We start from the raw sequence: 1,826 nt of genomic DNA, 5'->3' as shown, positions 1-1,826 counted from the left end.
GAAATAAGTCTATATCCTTTCCTTGGGACTGATTCTATTTCATAACCTTCTTCTTTTAAAGTATTTATATGTTTCCATATTGCAGCTCTACTTACATCAAAATTTTCACTAATTTTTTCTCCAGATATGCTATAAAAAAATCCAGGCTTCAGGCTCCAAAGATAAATTAATAAAAATCTTAAATTTAACTTATTTATTGATTTACAATAAAATTTAAACCCTAATAAATATTTTATGAAGAAGAATAATGAATTAGTCTATCTAATCCTTGTTTTTGCTCTTAAATAAAGAGGTAAAAAAAAGCAAAAAAGGTTAATTTTGCTTGACTATCCAAATTTGTTTAGGTATACTTTTTTATAAAATATAGTACGCATTAGATAAAGACAACAATAAGAAAGAGAGGTGACAATTTAAATTATTAAATAAAAAACTATTTTATTAGGAGATGATTTCATGAAAAAAGTTAACTCCATAGTAGCATTTACCTTAGTTGTTTTTTTTACTTTAATGCTAATTCCCAATCAAAGTTTTGCTACACAGTTAAACAATATTAATAATAATCCTGAAGCTATAGTTACAGTTATAAACAATGAAACGGGAGAAAAAAACATTACAAAAATAAAACCAACTGTAAAAAAGAATAATTTAACAAACATAATGAGTAATGATAGTAAATCTTTCAGTACTAACTACGAAATATATGTCCCCATTGAAGATTCTACTTCTAAAATAACACCTGCTCTAAGTGAAGGTAAAAATAAAACTTCAGGAGGAGTTACTGCTAGACTTTCTGTTGATTACGATGTAAGTGCAAATAATCAAAAAGTTAGATTAAATAGAATCTACGGAGGATGGACTCCATCAAAACCTATGTACGTTGTAAGTAATAGATCAGTAGGTGCTCATACAGGATTAGCAAAAGGTGGTAAAAAAATATCTTTTAAACCTACCTCCAATAGTTTTAATCGTTATACAGGCTGGGGATATAATTATAGAATTTTTGGAGACGCAGCTCCAAGAGCTTGGAGTTCTGCAAAAATCAGAGTATCAGGAATGAGTGGTACATCTCATACTATAAAAATTGAATTTACATATTCAGATTAATCATGATATAAACCATAAATAATAAACACTTTTAATAGTATTAAAATATAATGACAACATTAAACTAAGGTGTAAATTTAAGTATAAGTTAACTTTTAATTATACTTAAATTTACACTTTGCAAAAAAATAAAGAAATAAAAAGGAGAATTATATGAAAAAAAAACTTTAAATAACTTATTTCTAATTATTTATCCAATAATAATATTAATAATACTACCAATATCTAATCAACATATACAAAATCAAATACTGAAAAAACAAATTCAACCCATATTTATCATAATTAATATTTTATATATTATAAGTTTGGCATATTTTATATTTATATTTTTTATAAAAAAGGAAAATTATGATTTAATAGCTCCTATTTTAGGAATCTTAGAAACAATCTTACTGATAATACCTAACATAATGAGAAAAATATCTTTCCTACTATTCAACGCATTTTACAGCCATATACAATTAAATTTTCATATAGTAATCATTTTAATTGTATTGTATATTATGACTATAGTTTCAATAAGATATAAAAATAAGTTTCAATAAAATATAATAAAATATAAATATAGAAAAACATATAATCAAGGATATAAAAAATATTGAATTATTGATTATATGTTTTTCTTCAATTATTAATTATATTAACTTTATTAATTTCTCATTTTTCCTTATCCTCTATAATTTCAACTAACTTATAATTTTTAACTCCAACATTCCATT

At 23.5% G+C, this 1,826-nt stretch carries 2 protein-coding genes; one reads left to right on the top strand and one right to left on the bottom strand.

Features of this window, described 5'->3' with window-relative positions; translation table 11 throughout:
* The coding region (locus tag NSA23_RS16430) for an HTH domain-containing protein (protein WP_257490799.1) at positions 1-128 on the bottom strand (128 nt) is incomplete at its 3' end.
* A gap of 325 nt (positions 129-453) precedes the next feature.
* Here NSA23_RS16430 and NSA23_RS16425 point away from each other — a divergent pair.
* Positions 454-1,104, top strand: a complete 651-nt coding sequence (locus NSA23_RS16425; RefSeq protein ID WP_257490798.1) for a hypothetical protein — start codon at positions 454-456, stop codon at positions 1,102-1,104.
* The last annotated feature ends 722 nt before the right edge of the window (positions 1,105-1,826 follow it).

The organism is Anaerosalibacter massiliensis (assembly GCF_024623155.1).
Taxonomy (GTDB): domain Bacteria; phylum Bacillota; class Clostridia; order Tissierellales; family Sporanaerobacteraceae; genus Anaerosalibacter; species Anaerosalibacter massiliensis.
This window is presented reverse-complemented; position numbering and strand designations above follow the sequence as displayed.